Below are 20,111 nucleotides of genomic sequence, written 5' to 3' on the forward strand. Positions count from 1 at the left end.
GACCTGATTTATAACATTTTTTTGTTAATCTGTAGTTCTAAATAATTTATAAAATACAAAAACAAAATGTGTAATGACCAATAAACTCATAAAAAATACAAAATGAAAAATCACATGATGTAAATAAGTCGGCTCATTTAAAACATATTGATCCATCCACATTTGCACATCAGCATCATCGGCACGATAAATAAATGCTAAATGATAGAGAACAAATCCAATTAAGATCAACAGAAACCCATATGCCAGTAAACCTTGCATCCACATCGAATGTTGCATCTTAAAAAATAGCGGCAGACCGATTACTAAAGCAAAAAGGCAGACGATGAAAATGTAAATTCTACCAAACATTGGATGTTCAGTATTTTTGATTGAACTCATATTAAACGATTACTTAAAAGGATCATGGTCTAAGTATTGGCAGTCTTTGAGCAAATCATCTTCTATACCAATACTATAACACATCCACCCTACAATTTTTTTATGTCGAATTTCAGGTACAGCATAGATCTTTTTTTCTGGTTCCAGTCGAAATAACCCAACGATTGAGCCATTTTGACCCACCGCAAAATATTGATAAGTATAATCACTAAAACCAGTTTCAGTATAGGGTTCTAATTGCTTCAACTGCGTAGGTAGTTTCCCTGTTTTCTGATAATACTTTTCGATATCTTTCTGAAATTCTTCTACTGCGCTATAGCGAGAAAATAACTGATTTTTAATACTATCTATTTCATCATCCGCATTTATATCTTCAGCGGCGGCTGTTGCAACATCTGTCGCCTCAGCATCTTCATCTGTAGCAGAATGATCGACATTTGTAATACCAATCACTGACATTACAGCTGGAATAACGACACTCGCAACGATGCCCAACACGGCTGGACCAAACATAAAAACCGCTAAAAGTATCCATACAATTTTTAAATTTTTCTTTTTCTTCGGATTTTGTGTATCTCCCCAAGTGTCTTTGGCTTTATCCTGCCAAGAATCTAAAAAAATCCGTGCTTTATCCTCAATTGAAACATTTTTATCCATTAAGCTTTCTGTTAATGATTTTGACTCAGGTGGAGTGCCCTGTTTTGGTGGTGTTGGTGCTTTTTTATTTTCTCGGCGTACGGACGATTCAACATTGCTGCTCCCTGTAAATATATTATTCTGTTTAATATGTTTTAGGCGAGCACCACAAATGCCGCATTTGACAGCTTCATTAATATTTTCAGCATTACATTTAGGACACTTCATATTTTTTCTATTTTAAAGTTAAATTATTGAGTCTGCGGTAAAGTTTTCTGTGCAGGTTGAGATTCAGATTTTTTTCGTTGTTCCGCGGTCTGATGAATACCTTCACGGATCACAGATACTGTTAAAATTTGAAAAGGTAAAGTCACTACATCCAACGCGCCTGCCAATACCATATTAAAAGTATTGTCTAGCGCTTGTACAGCATCAAATGATTTCTTTTGCTTAAAGAAGCTAATTTGTACAGGAATTTTCTGTAATGTCCCAGTATAAGGCTGAAAATTTAACTGTGTTTGCGCTCCAATTTTATAAAATTTAAAATCAGATTTGAAAGTTTTACTCCAATTAGGCTGTATTGTAGTTTTGCTAAAACCGTTCTGCTGTAGTGTTTGGCGTTCTTTTTCAGATAACGTCTGATCAGCTTTTTCATAACGTAATATAATATTTAACCCTTGCTGTTGTTGAGTTGCAATATTCACGTTCACTTGCAAAGGCTGATTTTCATTAATGATTATTTTTTGTATGTTTAAACCAGATTGTAAGCTCTCAAGATTCAATTGTTTCTTCGGTATTTCAAGAATATAGTGCTGTCCAATAAAATAGTATTGCTGTTGTCGCTGTGCCAAACCAACCAATACATCATCCGACTGAGAAACAACAATATTCTCAGTATTTACAGCAGATTTTTTTAACATTTGGTGTGTGATTGAAAAGCAACCTGTGAGCATCATAGGCAAGATCAATACTATGACTTTTTGTGCCGTGATTTTTTGTGTAATGTTTTTTTGATTAGAGATTTTCAAAGTATTTCCTATTCAATTTATAATATGTTGACTCCACCTTTAGAGTTTTATTTTTAAAATTAAGTTTAATTAATTTTAAATGTTAACAAAATCACAAAAGTGAACACTAAATCTAATAATATCACAATATTTTATTTAATTTTATCAAGTTATAAAGCAAAACTAAACAAATGACGTACTTGTTTTAAATTAAAAAAACAATAAACCAGTTAAGGTTTGAGTTTACTTGTTTAAACGTATTTTTGCGCTGCAAACAAAGCAGTGCCTGGTTTTTTTATCGTATCAGCCCACTCTCTATGGCAACTTCTATGTCGCATCACGATTCATAGACAATTTATAATTCAAAAATGCAAAGCAAATTAAATCATCCAAAGCTTCTAAAAATTCGTATAAAAGATCTACAGTTCATTTGAAGTAAATAATTAATATTAAATCACTTATATGAATAATAAGACGGTTTAAGCATAGCAATTGAGAATGCCTTTTGTGGACAGATCACTAAGGCAATGATCTATTGATCTTAAATTATAGTTCTTTAAGATATGTATAAAAAAGGCTATTGAAGCCTAAAATTCAAAATAAACGTTCAATACAAACGCTTAAAATACCCATGTTAATGATCTGATTTATATTGTGTTAACTTCAATCATTCAAAAACTAAAAAAGCGCTCAGGTAATCCTAAGCGCTTTTTTGACACTGAATTCTAGAATTAAAGTTTAGAAACTAACTCTGGAACGACAGTATTCAAATCACCCACTAACCAGTAATCAGCTACTGCATTGATTGGTGCTTCTTCATCTTTGTTGATCGCTACGATCACTTTAGAATCTTTCATACCTGCCAAGTGCTGAATCGCACCTGAAATACCAACAGCAACATAAAGGTCTGGTGCAACAATCTTACCTGTTTGACCAACTTGCATGTCGTTTGGAACGAAACCAGCATCAACGGCAGCACGTGAAGCACCTTGAGCAGCACCAAGCTTGTCAGCAAGTGGATCAAGTACTTTATGGTAGTTCTCACCAGAACCAACACCACGACCACCAGAAACAACAATGCGAGCTGCTGTTAATTCTGGGCGTTCTGATTTCACGATTTCTTCAGAAATAAACTTAGAAATACCAGCATCACCTGTAGAAGCAACTGATTCAACCGCAGCAGAACCGCCTTCAGCAGCAACTGGGTCAAATGCAGTACCACGTACAGTTGCAACAACAATTGCTTCATCAGATTGAACTGTTGCAATCGCGTTACCTGCATAGATTGGACGTTTGAAAGTTTTTGGACCTTCAACAGCAATGATATCAGTAATCATGCTTACGTCTAAAAGTGCAGCAGCACGTGGAAGAATGTTTTTACCAGTCGTTGTAGAAGCAGCAAGGATATGGGTATAGCCTTTACCTAATTCAGCAACAAGTTTCGCAACATTCTCAGCCAACTGATTTGCATAAGCAGCATCATCAGCAAGTAAAACTTTGCTTACGCCAGCAACTTTTGCAGCAGCATCTGCAACTGCTTGAGCACCAGAACCTGCAACCAATACAGTGACATCACCACCGATTTTTTGAGCTGCAGCAACAACGTTTAAAGTTGCACCGTTAAGTGTCTTATTGTCGTGCTCAGCGATAACTAAAATACTCATGATTTTATCCTTCTGTATTAGATCACTTTCGCTTCATTTTTAAGTTTTTCAACAAGCTCGTCTACAGACTTCACTTGCACACCAGCTTTACGCTCTGCAGGCGGTTCAACTTTAACTGTTTTAAGTTTAGAAGCTGCCGTAACGCCATAATCTGCAGGAGATTTCGTATCAAGCGGTTTTTTACGTGCTTTCATGATGTTTGGAAGTGCCGCATAACGTGGCTCGTTCAAACGTAAGTCAGTAGTAATGATCGCAGGCGTGTTAAGCTCTACAGTTTGTAAACCACCGTCTACTTCACGAGTAACTTGAACTTTGTCGCCATTTACAGTTACAACAGAAGCAAATGTACCTTGACCTGCATTTAATAATGCACCAAGCATTTGACCTACTTGATTCGAGTCATCATCAATCGCTTGTTTACCTAAAAGGATCAGTTGTGGTTGTTCTTGTTCAACTACACCTTTAAGAATTTTAGCAACTTCTAAAGCACCAATTTCATCTGTAGTTTCAACCAAGATACCGCGGTCTGCACCCAAAGCCATTGCAGAACGAATTTGTTCTTGCGCTTCTTTAGGACCAACAGAAACAACAACGATTTCTGAAACTGTTCCTTTTTCTTTTAAGCGAACCGCTTCTTCCACTGCGATTTCACAAAATGGGTTAATTGACATTTTAACGTTAGTAAGGTCTACCCCACTATTGTCCGGTTTAACGCGAACTTTAACGTTGGCATCAACCACACGTTTTACAGCAACAAGAGCCTTCATGTAATCCTCGGCTGTTTTAGCAAAAGTAAATGTTAAGAAGAGTTATAATAACGCTTCATTTAAAATTATTTAGGTGTCCTATCTTGCAATGTGATTGGCATTTCGGTCAAGTCACAATTCACAAAACAGCGCTAAAAAGTCTTAAAAAAGCCTGAACGTACAGTTCACATTTTTTCTAAAAGGTTTAACTAAGACGTACAAGAATACTATTTCGACAATATTTATATATTGATAAATAACATTATTTGTATAAATTCTGTATAAATAATCAAAATGATTAAGATAAATTATCAATCAATCAACGGGATGCCAACATAAAAAAATTTACAAATGTAGGCTTTGTCATTTCAGACAGATTCAGCAATTTTTCTCACTATGTTTATTCATTAAATTTGTGATTATTTAGGCATTAAACTTGTAACAAAATACAAAAAAAGATAAAACGGGCATGATTTTGAATCCCGTCTTATCTTTATGGTTTTATGAATTTACGATTAGCCAAGCTGCCGCAAGGGTCAATAAAGTTCCAGAACCGCCATCAATCCATTTTTGATTACGTTCATTGATCTGTTGTTTTTGCGTCACTTTGGCAACAACCAAACTCAAACTGCAATACACCACAAAGATCAAAGCAATAAAAATAAAGGACAATGCAAAACCTTGAGTAACCGTATTTCCTGACTTATCAATAAACTGCGGTAAAATTGCAAAATATATCAGCATTCCTTTAGGGTTCAATAACGCTGTAAAAAAACCTTTATGAATAGGATTCGATACCGCTTTTTGCTCAATCTGTATTTGTTTAGTATTAAATACAGACTTAATTAGATGAAAAGCTAGATATAACAAGTAAGCAATTCCCAAATAGCGAATGGTTTCGAACAAAACTGGAAATGACACAATGATTGCCGCAATTCCGAGTGCAACCAATATCGAGTGAACCAAGTATCCCGAACAAACCCCAAGCGTCGCCATCATGCCTGATTTCGCATCTTTACCTATCACTTGTGACAGGATAAATAACATATCAGGTCCTGGTGTGAAAATTAACGGCAGCACCGTTAAGGCAAAAAGTACAAATACAGACATCTCAATTTTCCTTTCTGTCTGAATGAGAGAAGAAAATAGTATCTTTGAAAACGCTTAAAATAGGATTTCAAATATTCTATAATTCTAATTATTTTTCGAATTAAATTCTATTTTATGAAAATTTCATCTAAGACTATTCTAATAAAGTTAGATCGTATTGATAAAAATATCATTCGAACCTTACAAGCCAATGGTCGAATCCAGAATAACGATTTAGCCCGTGAAATTGGCTTATCACCTTCCTCTTGTCTTAGACGCGTTCGTCTCTTGGAAGATGCTAAAGTCATTCAGAATTACACTACTGTGGTAGATCCACAAAAAATTGGGTTTCAATTGATTTTATTTTCACGAATTTGGCTGTTGGGACAAGATGCTGAAACCATTGATACATTCATTGAAGCCATGAAAGAGCTTCCTCAAGTCATGGAGTGCTATATCATTTTGGGAGAGTGTGATGCGATGTTAAAAGTAGTCGTTCCCGATCTGGAAAGTTACCGTAAATTTCAATCGACCCATTTGACCAAGAAAAATGGTATCACCAGTGTCAAAACGGATGTACCCAGTCAGATCATCAAACAAAGTTTTCAGCTTCCCTTAGAAGACCTGTAATCATTAAAGTTGGTATGAATGATCTAAGCACCGATTAGGCAATTATAATCATTGAAGGCAACACAATGAAAAAATTTAGTTCTCCGATACAGTTAGAAACACCGAGATTAATTTTAAGACAATGGCAAGCGAGCGATTTAGATGCTTTTGCACATTTAAATGCAGATCCAGAAGTGATGTTGTATTTTCCATCTACACTGAGTAAACAACAAAGCGATCTTTTAGCAGAAAGATTTCAACATCTTATCGCAAGTTATGGCTGGGGTATGTGGGCTGTCGAGTTAAAAGAAAATCAACAATTTATTGGTTTTGTTGGATTAGCTGACCAACCAGAAAAGTTCAGTTTTTCACCCTGTGTTGAAATTGGCTGGCGTCTTGATCGACCTTATTGGAATAAAGGTTATGCAACAGAAGCTGCTAAAGCTTGCTTAACATTTGCATTTGAGCGATTGGCTTTAAAACAGATCGTCGCATTTACAGCTGTATCCAATCGACCTTCTGAAAAAGTGATGCAGCGATTGGGAATGCAGTATGTTTGCTCTTTTCAACATCCAGCTTTAGATGCGCAACATGCGCTAGCAGAACATGTACTTTATCGTATAGCCACCCCAAACCTTTAAAAAGTAAACATGCTAAGATTCAAGCATCAGCTAATAATAAACAAGTAAGGATGCCCATCAACGATGATTTATGAATTATGTACGGATCGACTCTTGCTTCGACAATGGCAACCTTCTGATTTAGAAGCTTTTGCAAAAATAACCTCCAATCCTGAAGTGATGCAGTTTTTCCCCAAAATATTAAATCGCCAGCAAAGTGATGAATTAGCCAATCAAATCAAATACCTTATTGAAATCAAAGGTTGGGGGCTTTGGGCTGTTGAACTATTAGAAACTCAAGAATTCATCGGCTGCATCGGGCTACATCCACAACCTTCAAAGTTTGATTTTTCACCGTGTATCGAAATTGGATGGCGACTTGATCCTAAATTTTGGAATCAAGGTTATGCAACTGAAGGTGCTCATGCCTGTTTACGATTTGCTTTTGAAGAATTGGGTTTTGAAGAAATTGTTGCTTTTACTGCAAAACATAATTTTTCTTCACAAAAAGTCATGGAAAAAATCGGAATGCGTTTTTCACATGACTTCTTGCATCCTGATTTTGATGATCATCATCCACTACGAGAGGAAAAGTTATATCGAATTAAAAAACAGGATTTTCAAGACTAAGAGATCTTACTTGGCAATGCTCTCTAAAAAATCACGATGGATATGACTTAAATCAATCAAATCTTGCTTTTCAAGCTCCAACACCTGCCAAATTTCAATAAAATCTTCTTTTAAATCAATATGGCTTGAAACAGTATGAGCCGCTTGCCATTGCTGATCTGATATCCATAGATAAGTTTGATTGGTTTGGGTATTGATTGCTTGGACTTTTCCTTCAGCATTAATTCCCAAGACCTTCCCCGCTTCAGGCAATGTCGCCTCAATTTTGGGTAAGCTAAATTCTACAAAATGCTTAATTTGACGTAAGCCATAGCCCTTAAAAATCTCTTTTTGAGCTTCAGTCAGTTGCTTATATTTTTGTTCAAGTTCGGGGATCATTGAAAGACCTAAATTTTTTGCAAAATTGAATCAATAAAAATGTATTTGATAAATACGAAACTTAGATATACATGAGAGCATTTTTAAAAACAATTATCTATTCGACTTTTTTCTGTGCTAAATGTGTCTAATCTGTGTGCATGTTCTCAAAGATGAGAAGTTTTTAACAACTTAGATGGACTTCCGTCATCAATCAAATGTACTCACGAACATGCAGCTACTCTTCTTTTCCTCAACAATCTATTTATTAGAATAAAGAATAATACACAAGTTAGGATTAGATATATATTCCCTTGAAAAATATGAGAGTTATACCCTTTATAAATAAATGTAGGTAAAAATTCTTGCTGTGTATACCCTATGGATGATCTTTCGAAAAAATAACTTAAAATTAAAGAATATAGCCCCGTAAAAACAAAAAATGCTAAGATTTTATTGAATTTATCTTTAATCCAAGTAATAGAATTAAGGCTTAAGGATGCAATCAGTACACTAAAAATTATCGAATAAAGGGTGACCCAATAGTTATATTCATCCATTTAACCACCTAATGCCTTTTTGATAAATGGTTTATTTATAAATCAATTTCTGAGTATTATTTACATCAATGATATACTTAAATACTCAGCATTCTTATTTTCTATCAAGCTAAATATTTACAAAATGTTTAGTTATTCTTACCAATAAACCAACTTTCACATAAATTAAAAACTATTCAACGTTATTTTACTCATTTTTATTTTATTTTTGCAGCTGATGCTCTTGGGTGTGCTTGATCATAGACTTGTGCCAAACGATCGAAATCGATATGCGTATAAATTTGAGTCGTGGTTAAATTACTATGCCCTAACATTTCTTGAACCGCTCTTAAATCACCACTATTAGACAACATATGACTGGCAAAACAATGTCTAAGTAAGTGAGGGTGTAAATCAACATTTACTCCTGCTCGTAAGGCTTGATACTTCACACGATTTTCAATTTGTCGAGGTGTAATACTATTGCCACGTTGCGTAATAAAAACAAAAGCATCTGGACTAAATTCGCCTTGCCAAATTCGATAAACTTTCAACCATTCGACTAGACTCTCACGCGCCTTAGAGCCAAAAGGAACAATTCGAGTTTTATTGCCTTTCCCTGTAATTCGTAATAAATGTCGAGTGAAATCAATATCACGAATCGTTAAACGCTGAATTTCTGCAAGCCGTAAACCACTGGAATAGAGCAACTCAAGTATCGCTTTATCTCTCATCCAAAGTTGCTTTTCTACTGGTTTTTCGGGTTCTGCTTGCTCCATGATTTGATTGATCGTTTCTATATCAATCATCCCAGGTAATGGTCGAGGTTGACGTTTCAATTGAAAATCATCAGCAGCATTGATTTCCAAGTAACCGCCTTGTTTTGCCCATTTCATGAATTGACGAATCGAAGTCAAATGGCGCTGTAGACTACTGGTGGAAAGCTGATCATTTTCAACACGATAAGCCACATATTCACGTAAGTCTGATGCTTCTACTTGTTTTAATTCAAGCTGTTTGTCATAGCAGAAATCAATAAAATTCGATACATCTCGAAAGTAAGCATCCAATGTATGCTCAGACTGATTTTGAATTTTGCGATCTTTCATCCACATTGAGAGCAATTGCATTGCACCGTATTGCATAAGCTCTCCTTATTTAAAGTAATTTTGACTGATGAAAAACATACCTAGAATTAGTCTTTTAACAAAGTATTGACTAGACCATCAACCACATCAGCCATTTTATTTAAATTAAGCTTTTCAACCGTATCCTCTGGAGTATGGTAATGCTTATTTCTAAAAAATGCCGTGTCGGTAATCATAATAGCAGGAATATCGAAACGCCAATAATTCAAATGATCAGAAAAATCCACACCTTTGACAAATGATGGTGCAATGAGTCTTTGACAATCCAAACGCTTTAGATTTTTCATAGACGAACAATATTTTTCACCTATTTCGCGTGAGCTAAAATTACTCACAGCCCCAATAAAATTTGCATGTTTGGGATAAAATGCAGCCAATCCTGATGGGTAATCTTGCACATTTTTATGATCGAAATACCCGATCATTTCCAAAATATAGACCGCTTGAATTTGATCTTTCTGTTTTAATATTGACTGGGCGTGGATAAAACTGCCCATGTGTTCTGTACGGAAGTAAGGCGGCTCTTCCAAGGTATAAAACACAAAATCAATATTTTGCTTTAACTGGCGTCGATTTGTTGCCAAAATTCGAGCCGTCTCTATCAGTCCAACTACGCCAGAGGCGTTATCATCTGCACCTTTGAAATTTCCATAAACATCATAATGCGCACCAAGAATTACTTTTTTGGCATGTCCCATTTGCAAATGACAAACCACATTACGATAGTTTTTTCCATCAACCACATAAGTTTGATATTCACATGGAATAGAAAACTGTTCGATTTGTTGTTTAATAAAGGCAGCAACGCGATCCAGCTCTTGTATATTTTGATAATTTCTAAAAGCTTGAGGATGAATCACTTGTTTTAGGTAGCTATTAAGCCGATCAGGTTCAGCTTGCTGAATATTGAGAGGCTGAGCTGCCATAGCCCATATTGGGAGTATAAAGCTCAGTACAAGCATCAGGATCATTTGTTTTAAAATTCTAGTCATTAGACAATGCATCAACATATATAAGCTCAATAAAAGTTATGCAATAAACATCATTAAAAAAACAGCAATAGGAAAAACAGTTTTTGTTGTATGCCTGAGGATAACCAATATCACGTTATAATGGCGTAATTCCAGCGTTTGAAATTGTTAATATGAAAATCCGTATTCTGACTATTGGTCAAAAAATGCCTGCATGGGTACTGACTGGTTTTGAAGATTATTTCAAAAGAATTCAGCCTTTTGTACAGACTCAAATTATTGAATTACCCATGGCTAAACGTGGCAAAAATGATTCAGAAGCAGATATTTTAAAATACCGTCAAATCGAAGGTGACAGTATTCTTGGTCAACTCAAACAAGGGGAAACATTAATTGCACTTGAGGTAGGTGGTCGTGAATTCAGTACAGAAAAACTGGCTGAAACCATGAAAAGTTGGATGCTCGAAGGTAATGATGTCGTGCTTGCAATTGGTGGACCCGATGGTCATTCAGAAGCAGTTCGCAAAGCAGCGGCGTGGCACTGGTCGCTTTCTAAACTAACACTTCCTCATCCATTGGTGCGTGTCATGTTAATCGAACAACTGTATCGTGCGATGAGTATAAATCATAATCACCCGTATCATCGTGCAGGTTAATTTTAGGAATATCGATTTACACGCCTAAATATCTCGTCATCGATAATTTCAGCTTTAAAGAATATGTTGTATTCATGCAACAGGATATTGAAGTAGAACACTGACGCCCAATTATTCATTGAGTTAGAATGGACTTTTGATTTATTCAACGATCATTTAGGCGCAAAGATATGAACTTACAAACACTTCCCGGTTTATTTATCTCACATGGCTCACCCATGCTTGCACTAGATCCCGAACAAGTTGGTCCTGCTTTACATCGACTTGGGCTAAATCTTCCCGTACCACAAGCGATCGTTGTGATGTCAGCACATTGGGAAAGTGATGCACTGGAAGTAAATACAGGTGTACGACCTGAAACATGGCATGATTTTAGAGGTTTTCCTCAAGCACTCTATGAGATGCGTTACCCTGCACCGGGAAATCCTGAACTCGCCGAAGAAATTTTACATTTACTGGCTGAAGCTCAACTCCCTGCGCATGCAAATAGTACACGTCCACGTGATCATGGCGTTTGGATGCCTCTGTTACACATGTATCCTGATGCAGACATTCCAGTGATTGAAATTTCCCTACCGATGACCATGAATGCTGATCAGATCTATGCAATTGGTCAGGCGCTTCGCCCATTACGTGAAAAACAAATTTTACTGATAGGCTCAGGTAGCATTACACACAATCTAAGAGAGTTATCTTGGCAAGATCAAAATAACCGTGTTCCTCAGTGGGCTTCAAGCTTTAGAAATTATGTCGTAAGTAAATTAAATCATAGTGATTATGATGCAGTATTGCAGTGGGACGCTTTACCCTATATCGAAAAAAACCACCCTACGCTTGAACATTTTGCACCACTCTTTTTTGCAATGGGAACTGGGCATCGCTTTAGTATTGTACATAGCAGTTTTTCGATGGGTGCTTTAGGTATGGATATTTATCGCTTCGACTAAATTGCTGAATTGGTTCAAATTCATTACAATTAATAACAATTTGTTAAGTATTGTTTAATTTTTAGTTATATGGATACATTTTGAAACCGAACTAATAAACTGTCTCCATATCTTTTTATGGACAATGCTTTATCCTGTGCCTAGTTTTCAATAACGTGAATAGAATATGAAATTCAAATATTTAGCTTTAGCTGTACTTCCTTTAGCGCTTGCTGCTTGTCAATCGGGTGATATTCAAAAATTAGGTGATACCGCTGTGAAAGTATTACAACAACAAGGTACTGCTCAACAAACTTTAAATGCTTATCAGTGGTCATACCAACCAGCTGAAACTAAACAACCGATTGTGCTTAACTTTGCTGATCAACGCTTAAGTGTCGCTACAGGTTGTAACCGTTTAATGACAAGTGCAAAAGTTGAAAATGGCTTGCTTGTTACAGGCAATATTGCATCTACAAACATGATGTGTTCACCTGAATTAATGAAGCAAGAAAGCTTTGCTGCTTCATTGTTCCAAGCAGGCAAGACTGCTTTTGTACTTGACACAGCCAATACTGAAAGCCCAACTTTAACTTTAGTGAATGCGACAGGCGGTAAAGTTGTGTTTACAGGTAAAATGACACCTGAAACGAAATATCAAAGCCAAGGCGAAACTATTTTCTTAGAAATTAGCCCAGAAACTAAAGAATGTTCTGCTGGCGTGATGAAAATGCAATGCCTTCAAGTACGTGAAATCAAATATGCTGACAACGGCGTAAAAACTCAAGTAGACAAAGATTGGACATATTTCTATGACCAAATCGAAGGCTTTACACATAATCCAGGTGAACGCCAAGTTGTACGTTTAAAACGTTATGAAATTAAAAATCCTGCTGCTGATCAGTCTAAATATGCTTATGTGCAAGACATGATTATTGAGCGTGAAACTGTAAAATAATTTAATGAAAAGCTGAAGTTAAACTTCAGCTTTTCTTTTTGAGTTAAACCTATTGATATAACACCTAACTTAATTTACTTATTTAAAAGATTAAATTGTTTGATTCCTTATTTAAAAATCTAAAATTATTCAGCAGGCTTTTAATTGATTCACCAACATACTCAATAACAACTGATTCAAGTTATCGCTGATCTACCTTTGTAATCAATACTTTTACTTAACATCAATACATGGTAAATACGATGAATTATAAATTAAGCCCTGTTATACTCTTGCCTTTGTTGATGATTGCATGCACAAAACAACCTCAAACTGAGTCCAAAGCCCCTGTTGAAACTCAAGTTACACAACAGCATGCAACTAAAAAACAGCCAACGACAATGATTTTTTTAGAAGTTAGTCCAGAGACCAAACCGTGTGAAGGCGTAGCACCACAAACATGCCTTTTAGTTCGCGAATTAACTATCAATTCAACAGGAGAAAAAACATATCTTGAAAAACAACCGAGTTATTTCTATGACAGCATTGATGGTTTTACACACAATCCTAAATTAACCCAAATTATTAAAGTAAAACGTACCGAGATTTTGCATCCAGCAGCAGATCAATCTCAATACCAGTATACGTTTGATTCAATTGTTGAAACGACAGCTCAACCTTAAAGAAAAATTGTATCTTGATCAAATAAAAACCGAGCTAATCACTTAACTCGGTTTAAGAAAAAATTTTGATCTAATTCGAAAAATCGCTTCTCTATATTAGAATACACCTTGCGCTAACATTGCATCAGCAACTTTTACGAAACCAGCAATATTTGCACCGTTTACATAGTTAACTGTACCGTCTTCTTGCGTACCATATTTCACACAATTACGATGAATTTCTTTCATAATGGCATGCAAGCGCTCATCAACCTCTTCAAAAGTCCAACCCAAACGAATTGAGTTTTGAGACATTTCAAGTCCAGAAGTTGCTACACCACCTGCGTTCGATGCTTTACCTGGCGCATAAAGAATTTTAGCTTCAACAAATTTTTCAACAGCTTCAAGTGTAGAAGGCATATTTGCACCTTCAGCAACACAGATTACACCGTTTTCAAGCAACACTGTGGCATCATCTTCATTCAATTCATTTTGTGTTGCGCATGGCAAAGCAATATCACATGGAATTGACCAAGGACGTTGACCTTCTAAGTATTCAAAGCCATGTTTCGAAGCAAATTCGGAAATACGTCCACGTTTTACATTTTTAAGCTCCATCACTTCTGCAAGGAGTTCGTTGGTAAAACCATTTTTTACATAGACTGTACCATTCGAGTCAGAAAGAGAAACTACTTTTGCACCCAAGTACATTGCTTTTTCTGCTGCAAATTGAGCTACATTTCCTGAACCAGAAATAGCGACAGTTTTGCCTTTAAAGCTATCCCCACGAGTTTTAAGCATTTCTTCAGCAAAATAAACTGTACCAAAACCTGTTGCTTCTGGACGAGCCAATGAGCCACCAAAAGACAAGCCTTTACCTGTAAATACACATGAAGTGTCATTGCTGAGTTTTTTCATCATCCCAGCCATATAACCCACTTCACGTCCACCCACACCAATATCACCCGCTGGAATATCGGTGTTTGAACCTAAATGGCGATAAAGTTCGATCATCAATGCTTGACAGAAACGCATGATTTCGCCTTCTGACTTACCTTTAGGATCAAAGTCAGAACCGCCTTTACCACCCCCCATAGGTAATGTGGTTAAAGCATTTTTAAATGTTTGTTCAAAACCTAGGAATTTTAAAATCGAAAGATTTACAGATGGATGAAAACGCATACCGCCTTTAAATGGACCAATTGCAGAATTGTATTGGACACGGAAAGCGCGGTTAACTTGTGTTTGACCTTTGTCATCTACCCAAGAAACACGAAATTGAATAGCACGTTCAGGCTCTACAAGACGCTCAAGCAAACCTTGTTCAGCATACTCTGGGTTCTTTTCAATAAATGGCCATAAACTGGTCATCACTTCTTCCACAGCTTGCAAAAACTCTGGTTGATTCGGATCACGTGCTTTTACGTAATTTAAAAAGTCATTCAGGCTACTATATTTCAACGTTCATTCCTCAGCAGAAAATGATACAAAAAAGGTCAAACTTTTCAATAAAATGATAAATTTTGGCGCAAAGTATTTAATCGCTTTTGTGGACAATCCACAACCTTTTTTCAAATGTTTTTTCAAATAATATTTAAATTCAATATGATAATTTCTAATCAAGCTATAAAAAATAGTCTAATTATTGGCATTTTATTCCATAAAATACACCTTAATTTTGATCTAAATTAGCGCATTTTTAGCGCTAATTTAGAGCAAAGATTTTCAGCATAAAACATGCTAAAATCCGCATCATCGCTACGCTTTTCCCCAGCTCTTATTTATTTTTGCTTAAAGTCTTTAGTCACATGAATTCATCTCTCTCCATCATTCAGCAAATAGATGCAATTTTGCCTCAGACACAATGTGGACTCTGCGGTCACCGTGATGGATGTTTACCCTATGCCAAAGCCATTGTGGAAGGTGAAGATGCCAATAAATGTGTTCCCGGGGGACAACCTGTTGCTGACGCTTTGGCAGAATTGCTTCATCGAAATAAACTGATTGCAGAACCGAGTGTGTGGCCAATTCAAAGCGATGGTCGCCCGCAACGGATGAAGGCAGTGATTCGTGAAGATGAATGTATCGGATGTACAAAATGTATAAGTGCTTGCCCTGTAGATGCCATTATTGGTTCAGGAAAATTAATGCACACCATACTGACAGATCTTTGCACAGGCTGTGAGTTGTGCATTGCGCCCTGCCCTGTAGACTGCATCGACTTAGTTGAAGATATTCAACCCATCCCAAATAATGAGCAACGCCTACTCGAACAAAATGATTTACGCAGTCGCTACTATGCGCATATTCAACGTGAAGAAAAACAGCGTATTCATCGTAAAGGTCCTGTAGTTCGTGCAGAGATTGATACAGAGTTATTTGCACAGATTACTCAAAACAGTCAGTCTTTACCGACGATTGAAATCGTAGAAGCACCTCAAAAGAAACCCATCGTTACAGATGCGAAAACCACCATTGAACTGGCTAAACTACGTACACAAATTAAAAAATTAGAAAAACAGCTCAGTGTTCGAGCCGATCAAAATAAGCAAGATCAACTTGACCAATTATTACGACAATTATCTGTTTTACAAGGAGAAAGTGAATGACTGTAAAAAATATGACAAAAAAACAGATTCAAATTTTCTTTGAAAGACTTCGTGAACAACGTCCAAATCCAAAAACTGAACTGAATTATTCCACACCATTTGAACTTTTGGTTGCTGTAACACTATCAGCTCAAGCAACAGATGTCAGTGTCAACAAAGCCACCGATAAATTATTTCCTGTTGCCAATACTCCTGAACAAATTTATGCATTGGGTGTGGAAGGCTTAAAGGAATATATTAAAACCATTGGTTTATATAATTCCAAAGCAGAAAATGTCATCAAAGCATGTAAAATTTTGATTGAGAAACATAACAGCCAAGTTCCTGATAATCGTGCTGATTTAGAAGCATTACCCGGGGTGGGACGTAAAACAGCAAATGTTGTCTTGAATACAGCCTTTGGTCAAGCCACTATGGCTGTAGATACACATATTTTCCGTGTAGGTAATCGCACAGGGCTTGCAGTAGGTAAAAATGTGCTTGAGGTTGAGCATCGTCTGATCAAAGTCATTCCAAAAGAATTTATCATCGACTCACATCATTGGCTCATTTTACATGGTCGTTACTGTTGCATCGCGCGCAAGCCAAAATGTCATGAATGTGTGGTATCAGACGTTTGTAATTGGCCTGACAAATATGAGTTTGGAGCGACAAAAGAAATCAAATCGGCTTAATTCAACCAGCCGCACCATTGATAGCATCGAAGATTTGATTAATCATTGCTTTATTATCACCTGAGTTCGATAAAAAATCCTTGATGAAATATGATACTCGGAAACGTCATCCGCAACTGTTCGAGGCAGGACTACTTTTATAAGATATTGTTTCTGCGACTGATTAAATATCTTGCTGGTGGATGACGAGTTTTGCGGTGAGCCGCAGGCTGATCCAAAAAATGGATGAAAACTCAGCAAGACTCCGCACAGATTTATTTTTTTCAATAAGTTAAAGGTATGGTTGCATCGAACTCACGTTATTATAAAATTTTTATGCTAAAATAATGACTTAGTATAATTTCTATTAAATTTGATTGAGTACCTCTAACGGCACCCAACCTGATTGCCCATCAGACGATCTACTACACCACATCCAACCATTTAATTGCTCTTCGCCGACCAATAGATCGCCCTGATCTACATTTAACTCTTTCGCTGTATAATCCGCTTTTGCATAGCCTTGAAGCTTATCAACCCATTCAATGATTTGTGCAGGAACCCAGCCCTCTAATCCGTCATCAACTTTGCAGAAATACCAATTGTCCCAATTCTCCGAGCCTTGATATTTTTCTCCTATCTTTAGCAAAGTCCCCTTTGAAAAAGTAATCGGCGCTATATATTCACTTCTATGTTTGGCTATGGCAATCCATTTCATTTTGATCGTCTTTTTATAATAGTGTGCTTTAAATATAACATGTAGCTTGATAGAAAAAGTATTTATAATTATTTGCTTACATCTTTCAATCAGCAAAACTCATCTGTTTTGCATATTGAACATCCATGATGGATAAGAATGTATTTACCCCTTAGCATTTGTCCTTGATGCTTTATTTTTTATTTTCCAAATCTTTCTTCATTTTTTCGAGTCGTTTCCATTCCTCTGCCACTTGAGGATGAACTTGGTATTCACCTGTTTTTCTCATCTCGCGGCGTTGTTGCATTTCTTCTTTTTGCGCTTTGCGTAACAATTTAAAGCTCATATACAACAAGCCCAATAAAACCAGAACACTGATAATGACCAAGGCAATTAATAAAAGCTTCATGCTAAATGTCACGCTAACAAAAAAAGAGACCTAATATGAATCAGGTCTCTTCGATTGTCAAAACTTTAAGGTCAAGTTTTAACTTAAAGGATTATTTATCTAAAATAGCAAATAAATCTTTTTGAACGTCTTCGATTCCACGCAAGCCGTTTAATTTATTATAAGTCGGTGCATTTTCTCCAGAAGCTGCACGACCTTGATAGAAACCTACCAATTGTTCAGTTTCATTGTGATAAGAACCTAAACGCTTGCGAATGGTTGCTTCTTCATCATCTGGACGTTGAACAAGATCTTCACCTGTCTCATCATCTTTACCTTCCACTTTAGGTGGATTATAGATCGTATGATAAACACGACCAGATGCTGGATGTTGGCGACGACCAGAAAGGCGTTTTACGATTTCTTCATCAGGCACTTCTATTTCGATCACATGATCGATCGTGATGCCTTCATTTTCCAAAGCTTCAGCTTGCGGAATCGTACGAGGGAAACCATCGAAGATACAACCATTCACGCAGTCAGGTTGTGCAATACGTTCTTTTACTAGACCGATAATAAGCTCATCAGATACTAGACCGCCTGACTCCATTACACTTTTAGCTTTAAGACCTAATTCAGTACCTTCACGAATCGCAGCACGGAGCATATCACCGGTTGAAATTTGTGGGATATTGTAGCGCTTACAGATCAACTGAGCTTGTGTACCTTTACCTGCTCCAGGTGGTCCGAGTAATATAATGCGCATAAAAAAACATCCTCATTTAAAACAATATTTATGATACCGTTTGCCATGACAAATTAAAACTTATCATCGTAATGGCATCAAATTTATAAGAAAGCCACAAATAAATGTATTAAACCAGCAAAGAATCCAGTGACACCACCCAGTACAATCAAAATCCATTCGTCTTCCTGAAATGCAGGACGTAACAAATTTTGAAACTCTTTCGGCGTTAACTCTCTAATCCGCTCTTTAAACATTTGAAAAATTTTCTGTGCACGGCTCGCATTAAACGCTGGGTCGCAAACAGGCACCATCGTAATTTCAATTGATCGATCAATCAAGTCTGTCTTGAGTTTTGCATACTCTTTAGGTCCCAAAGACAATTGTAAAGACGTACGAACCAATGGAGTTTCCATAATTTCGTTAATATGACGCTTCACAATACGGCGCGTTTTATCTTTCTTTGGACCATACATCATTTCTGTCATGATCGATTTTAACGTAATGAGGTCTTCAGTCACTACACTTGCAAAGACTTCTGACACTTCTTCTTGGCGTTTCATAAACGCGCCCTGAACATTATATGTGCCTATTCGAGGAATAACAGGTTTAATCCATGGAAATTTTCGATTTTTTGTACGTTCAAAAAATTGTGGGTAACGAATGTAATGCGGTTCTATAGGGTTAAATACCATCCAGATTGCAATCCAGTTGGTGAGAAACCCCCACACTGCTGCAAAGAACGGAACAGTCCAATGTTGTGGTACAAAAACGTACACAAACATTTGAAAAATACCAAAAAAACTTCCAATAACAGCACTAATATGCCAAATAAAATTAATTTCTTTCTGACCGACTTTTAAAAACATACGCACCATCAAACGGCGGTCACCTTCCATTTGATTGACCACCATATCACGCATATTGACCAGTGACTCAACGTTCATGGTCAGTTCGGTCACAAGTTCTTTTAAGGTACCTGGTAATTGCTTATGTGCTTGACCATAAATACGACGCTTGATGGAATAAGGTAAATTTTCCCATAATACAGCATTGCGATCCAACATCACTTCATCGATCAGATGCTCAAGTTCAAAACCGACTTGCTCACCGATGATGCGCGCCATATCTTCTGGATCCATTGCATCCAGGAACTCACGCAAAGAACCCAATTTAGATAAGGTATTGTCGGTAATAATGCCAGAAATTCGTCCAGCTTTACGTGGCACAATGCCTTGCCAACCTACGGGTAAAGGACCTAAATGAAATCCCCAAAACGTAATTGGATAGAATACCATTTTCAGTGCCATCCAAACGTGTGCCCAAGTTACAAAGGCAGTCACAGGAATGATACTTAAGATAGCAAGATGATCGGGTCTAGCCGTAAAAGCGTGCCACAAACCATTAACGTATTCCAACATGCATGACTCTCGTATTTATT

The 20,111-nt window shown here is 36.6% G+C and carries 23 protein-coding genes; 9 read left to right on the plus strand and 14 right to left on the minus strand.

Annotation, left to right across the window (positions count from 1 at the left end; translation table 11 throughout):
- Positions 1-24: 24 nt before the first annotated feature.
- The 6 genes from AAV97_RS20520 to AAV97_RS20545 form a co-directional block, all read right to left on the minus strand.
- Positions 25-381: a hypothetical protein gene (locus AAV97_RS20520; protein ID WP_004829372.1), complete on the minus strand. Its 357-nt coding sequence runs from the start codon at positions 379-381 to the stop codon at positions 25-27.
- A gap of 9 nt (positions 382-390) precedes the next feature.
- The gene (locus AAV97_RS20525) at positions 391-1,245 is read right to left on the minus strand and encodes a zinc ribbon domain-containing protein (protein ID WP_046761584.1); all 855 of its coding nucleotides are present in this window, start codon (positions 1,243-1,245) and stop codon (positions 391-393) included.
- A gap of 23 nt (positions 1,246-1,268) precedes the next feature.
- Positions 1,269-1,937: a hypothetical protein gene (locus AAV97_RS20530; RefSeq protein ID WP_227543995.1), complete on the minus strand. Its 669-nt coding sequence runs from the start codon at positions 1,935-1,937 to the stop codon at positions 1,269-1,271.
- Between the two features lie 818 nt (positions 1,938-2,755).
- Positions 2,756-3,688, minus strand: coding sequence for an FAD-binding protein (locus AAV97_RS20535; RefSeq protein ID WP_004829379.1), 933 nt, complete (start codon positions 3,686-3,688; stop codon positions 2,756-2,758).
- Between the two features lie 17 nt (positions 3,689-3,705).
- Complete coding sequence (locus AAV97_RS20540; RefSeq protein ID WP_004829381.1) at positions 3,706-4,455, minus strand: electron transfer flavoprotein subunit beta/FixA family protein; 750 nt, start codon at positions 4,453-4,455, stop codon at positions 3,706-3,708.
- A gap of 480 nt (positions 4,456-4,935) precedes the next feature.
- Entirely contained in the window at positions 4,936-5,544 is a 609-nt protein-coding gene (locus tag AAV97_RS20545) for a LysE family translocator (RefSeq protein ID WP_009584221.1), read from the minus strand.
- Positions 5,545-5,658: 114 nt separating this feature from the next.
- On the opposite strand from AAV97_RS20545, the gene AAV97_RS20550 reads away from it, so the two are divergent.
- From AAV97_RS20550 to AAV97_RS20560, 3 genes are all read left to right on the plus strand, one after another.
- Positions 5,659-6,153, plus strand: coding sequence for an Lrp/AsnC family transcriptional regulator (locus AAV97_RS20550; RefSeq protein ID WP_004829384.1), 495 nt, complete (start codon positions 5,659-5,661; stop codon positions 6,151-6,153).
- Between the two features lie 65 nt (positions 6,154-6,218).
- Positions 6,219-6,773 (plus strand): GNAT family N-acetyltransferase, encoded by a 555-nt coding sequence (locus AAV97_RS20555; RefSeq protein WP_046761585.1) that lies wholly within the window; start codon positions 6,219-6,221, stop codon positions 6,771-6,773.
- Between the two features lie 63 nt (positions 6,774-6,836).
- Positions 6,837-7,382 (plus strand): GNAT family N-acetyltransferase, encoded by a 546-nt coding sequence (locus tag AAV97_RS20560; protein WP_004829386.1) that lies wholly within the window; start codon positions 6,837-6,839, stop codon positions 7,380-7,382.
- Between the two features lie 6 nt (positions 7,383-7,388).
- Here the strand turns inward: AAV97_RS20560 and AAV97_RS20565 are convergent, their stop codons facing one another.
- The 3 genes from AAV97_RS20565 to AAV97_RS20575 all read right to left on the minus strand — a co-directional run bounded on the left by AAV97_RS20565 (position 7,389) and on the right by AAV97_RS20575 (position 10,388).
- Positions 7,389-7,760 (minus strand): hypothetical protein, encoded by a 372-nt coding sequence (locus AAV97_RS20565; protein ID WP_004829387.1) that lies wholly within the window; start codon positions 7,758-7,760, stop codon positions 7,389-7,391.
- 736 nt (positions 7,761-8,496) lie between these two features.
- Positions 8,497-9,393: a tyrosine recombinase XerC gene (locus tag AAV97_RS20570; protein WP_171249405.1), complete on the minus strand. Its 897-nt coding sequence runs from the start codon at positions 9,391-9,393 to the stop codon at positions 8,497-8,499.
- Between the two features lie 80 nt (positions 9,394-9,473).
- Positions 9,474-10,388: a M28 family peptidase gene (locus AAV97_RS20575; protein ID WP_416202238.1), complete on the minus strand. Its 915-nt coding sequence runs from the start codon at positions 10,386-10,388 to the stop codon at positions 9,474-9,476.
- A gap of 182 nt (positions 10,389-10,570) precedes the next feature.
- Here AAV97_RS20575 and rlmH point away from each other — a divergent pair, with 182 nt between their 5' ends.
- The 4 genes from rlmH (at position 10,571) to AAV97_RS20595 (ending at position 13,599) form a co-directional block, all read left to right on the plus strand.
- Complete coding sequence (gene rlmH / locus AAV97_RS20580) at positions 10,571-11,053, plus strand: 23S rRNA (pseudouridine(1915)-N(3))-methyltransferase RlmH (RefSeq protein WP_004829391.1); 483 nt, start codon at positions 10,571-10,573, stop codon at positions 11,051-11,053.
- Positions 11,054-11,223: 170 nt separating this feature from the next.
- Positions 11,224-12,000, plus strand: a complete 777-nt coding sequence (locus tag AAV97_RS20585; RefSeq protein ID WP_005032891.1) for a dioxygenase — start codon at positions 11,224-11,226, stop codon at positions 11,998-12,000.
- Positions 12,001-12,166: 166 nt separating this feature from the next.
- Entirely contained in the window at positions 12,167-12,937 is a 771-nt protein-coding gene (locus tag AAV97_RS20590) for an META and DUF4377 domain-containing protein (RefSeq protein ID WP_042087556.1), read from the plus strand.
- A gap of 242 nt (positions 12,938-13,179) precedes the next feature.
- Entirely contained in the window at positions 13,180-13,599 is a 420-nt protein-coding gene (locus AAV97_RS20595; protein WP_046761588.1) for a DUF4377 domain-containing protein, read from the plus strand.
- A gap of 96 nt (positions 13,600-13,695) precedes the next feature.
- Here AAV97_RS20595 and gdhA read toward each other — a convergent pair whose 3' ends face one another.
- Entirely contained in the window at positions 13,696-15,039 is a 1,344-nt protein-coding gene (gene gdhA / locus AAV97_RS20600; RefSeq protein ID WP_042087559.1) for an NADP-specific glutamate dehydrogenase, read from the minus strand.
- Between the two features lie 347 nt (positions 15,040-15,386).
- On the opposite strand from gdhA, the gene AAV97_RS20605 reads away from it, so the two are divergent.
- Both AAV97_RS20605 and nth read left to right on the plus strand, forming a co-directional pair.
- Complete coding sequence (locus AAV97_RS20605; protein WP_042087562.1) at positions 15,387-16,187, plus strand: RnfABCDGE type electron transport complex subunit B; 801 nt, start codon at positions 15,387-15,389, stop codon at positions 16,185-16,187.
- Positions 16,184-16,861, plus strand: a complete 678-nt coding sequence (nth, locus tag AAV97_RS20610) for an endonuclease III (protein ID WP_046761589.1) — start codon at positions 16,184-16,186, stop codon at positions 16,859-16,861. The genes AAV97_RS20605 and nth overlap by 4 nt, the downstream gene beginning before the upstream one ends.
- Before the next feature lie 346 nt (positions 16,862-17,207).
- Here the strand turns inward: nth and AAV97_RS20615 are convergent, their stop codons facing one another.
- The 4 genes from AAV97_RS20615 to AAV97_RS20630 form a co-directional block, all read right to left on the minus strand.
- Positions 17,208-17,558 carry an SH3 domain-containing protein gene (locus tag AAV97_RS20615; protein ID WP_046761604.1) on the minus strand — a complete coding sequence of 117 codons (351 nt, stop codon included), beginning with the start codon at positions 17,556-17,558 and terminating at the stop codon, positions 17,208-17,210.
- 172 nt (positions 17,559-17,730) lie between these two features.
- On the minus strand, positions 17,731-17,946 hold the full coding sequence (locus tag AAV97_RS20620; RefSeq protein ID WP_004829406.1) for a hypothetical protein: 216 nt from the start codon (positions 17,944-17,946) through the stop codon (positions 17,731-17,733).
- A gap of 91 nt (positions 17,947-18,037) precedes the next feature.
- Positions 18,038-18,691, minus strand: coding sequence for an adenylate kinase (gene adk / locus AAV97_RS20625; protein ID WP_004829407.1), 654 nt, complete (start codon positions 18,689-18,691; stop codon positions 18,038-18,040).
- Positions 18,692-18,774: 83 nt separating this feature from the next.
- Positions 18,775-20,091, minus strand: a complete 1,317-nt coding sequence (locus AAV97_RS20630) for a membrane protein (protein WP_005032908.1) — start codon at positions 20,089-20,091, stop codon at positions 18,775-18,777.
- Positions 20,092-20,111: the final 20 nt, after the last annotated feature.

It is taken from the genome of Acinetobacter sp. Ag2 (assembly GCF_001005515.1).
Lineage (GTDB): Bacteria > Pseudomonadota > Gammaproteobacteria > Pseudomonadales > Moraxellaceae > Acinetobacter > Acinetobacter bereziniae.

Coding starts and splice junctions, on each gene's coding strand:
- AAV97_RS20520 (WP_004829372.1), bottom strand. CDS start 381: ATGAGTTCAATCAAAAATACTGAACATCCAATGTTTGGTAGAATTTAC.
- AAV97_RS20525 (WP_046761584.1), bottom strand. CDS start 1,245: ATGAAGTGTCCTAAATGTAATGCTGAAAATATTAATGAAGCTGTCAAA.
- AAV97_RS20530 (WP_227543995.1), bottom strand. CDS start 1,937: ATGTTAAAAAAATCTGCTGTAAATACTGAGAATATTGTTGTTTCTCAG.
- AAV97_RS20535 (WP_004829379.1), bottom strand. CDS start 3,688: ATGAGTATTTTAGTTATCGCTGAGCACGACAATAAGACACTTAACGGT.
- AAV97_RS20540 (WP_004829381.1), bottom strand. CDS start 4,455: ATGAAGGCTCTTGTTGCTGTAAAACGTGTGGTTGATGCCAACGTTAAA.
- AAV97_RS20545 (WP_009584221.1), bottom strand. CDS start 5,544: ATGTCTGTATTTGTACTTTTTGCCTTAACGGTGCTGCCGTTAATTTTC.
- AAV97_RS20550 (WP_004829384.1), top strand. CDS start 5,659: ATGAAAATTTCATCTAAGACTATTCTAATAAAGTTAGATCGTATTGAT.
- AAV97_RS20555 (WP_046761585.1), top strand. CDS start 6,219: ATGAAAAAATTTAGTTCTCCGATACAGTTAGAAACACCGAGATTAATT.
- AAV97_RS20560 (WP_004829386.1), top strand. CDS start 6,837: ATGATTTATGAATTATGTACGGATCGACTCTTGCTTCGACAATGGCAA.
- AAV97_RS20565 (WP_004829387.1), bottom strand. CDS start 7,760: ATGATCCCCGAACTTGAACAAAAATATAAGCAACTGACTGAAGCTCAA.
- AAV97_RS20570 (WP_171249405.1), bottom strand. CDS start 9,393: ATGTGGATGAAAGATCGCAAAATTCAAAATCAGTCTGAGCATACATTG.
- AAV97_RS20575 (WP_416202238.1), bottom strand. CDS start 10,388: ATGCTTGTACTGAGCTTTATACTCCCAATATGGGCTATGGCAGCTCAG.
- rlmH (WP_004829391.1), top strand. CDS start 10,571: ATGAAAATCCGTATTCTGACTATTGGTCAAAAAATGCCTGCATGGGTA.
- AAV97_RS20585 (WP_005032891.1), top strand. CDS start 11,224: ATGAACTTACAAACACTTCCCGGTTTATTTATCTCACATGGCTCACCC.
- AAV97_RS20590 (WP_042087556.1), top strand. CDS start 12,167: ATGAAATTCAAATATTTAGCTTTAGCTGTACTTCCTTTAGCGCTTGCT.
- AAV97_RS20595 (WP_046761588.1), top strand. CDS start 13,180: ATGAATTATAAATTAAGCCCTGTTATACTCTTGCCTTTGTTGATGATT.
- AAV97_RS20605 (WP_042087562.1), top strand. CDS start 15,387: ATGAATTCATCTCTCTCCATCATTCAGCAAATAGATGCAATTTTGCCT.
- nth (WP_046761589.1), top strand. CDS start 16,184: ATGACTGTAAAAAATATGACAAAAAAACAGATTCAAATTTTCTTTGAA.
- AAV97_RS20615 (WP_046761604.1), bottom strand. CDS start 17,558: ATGAAATGGATTGCCATAGCCAAACATAGAAGTGAATATATAGCGCCG.
- AAV97_RS20620 (WP_004829406.1), bottom strand. CDS start 17,946: ATGAAGCTTTTATTAATTGCCTTGGTCATTATCAGTGTTCTGGTTTTA.
- adk (WP_004829407.1), bottom strand. CDS start 18,691: ATGCGCATTATATTACTCGGACCACCTGGAGCAGGTAAAGGTACACAA.
- AAV97_RS20630 (WP_005032908.1), bottom strand. CDS start 20,091: ATGTTGGAATACGTTAATGGTTTGTGGCACGCTTTTACGGCTAGACCC.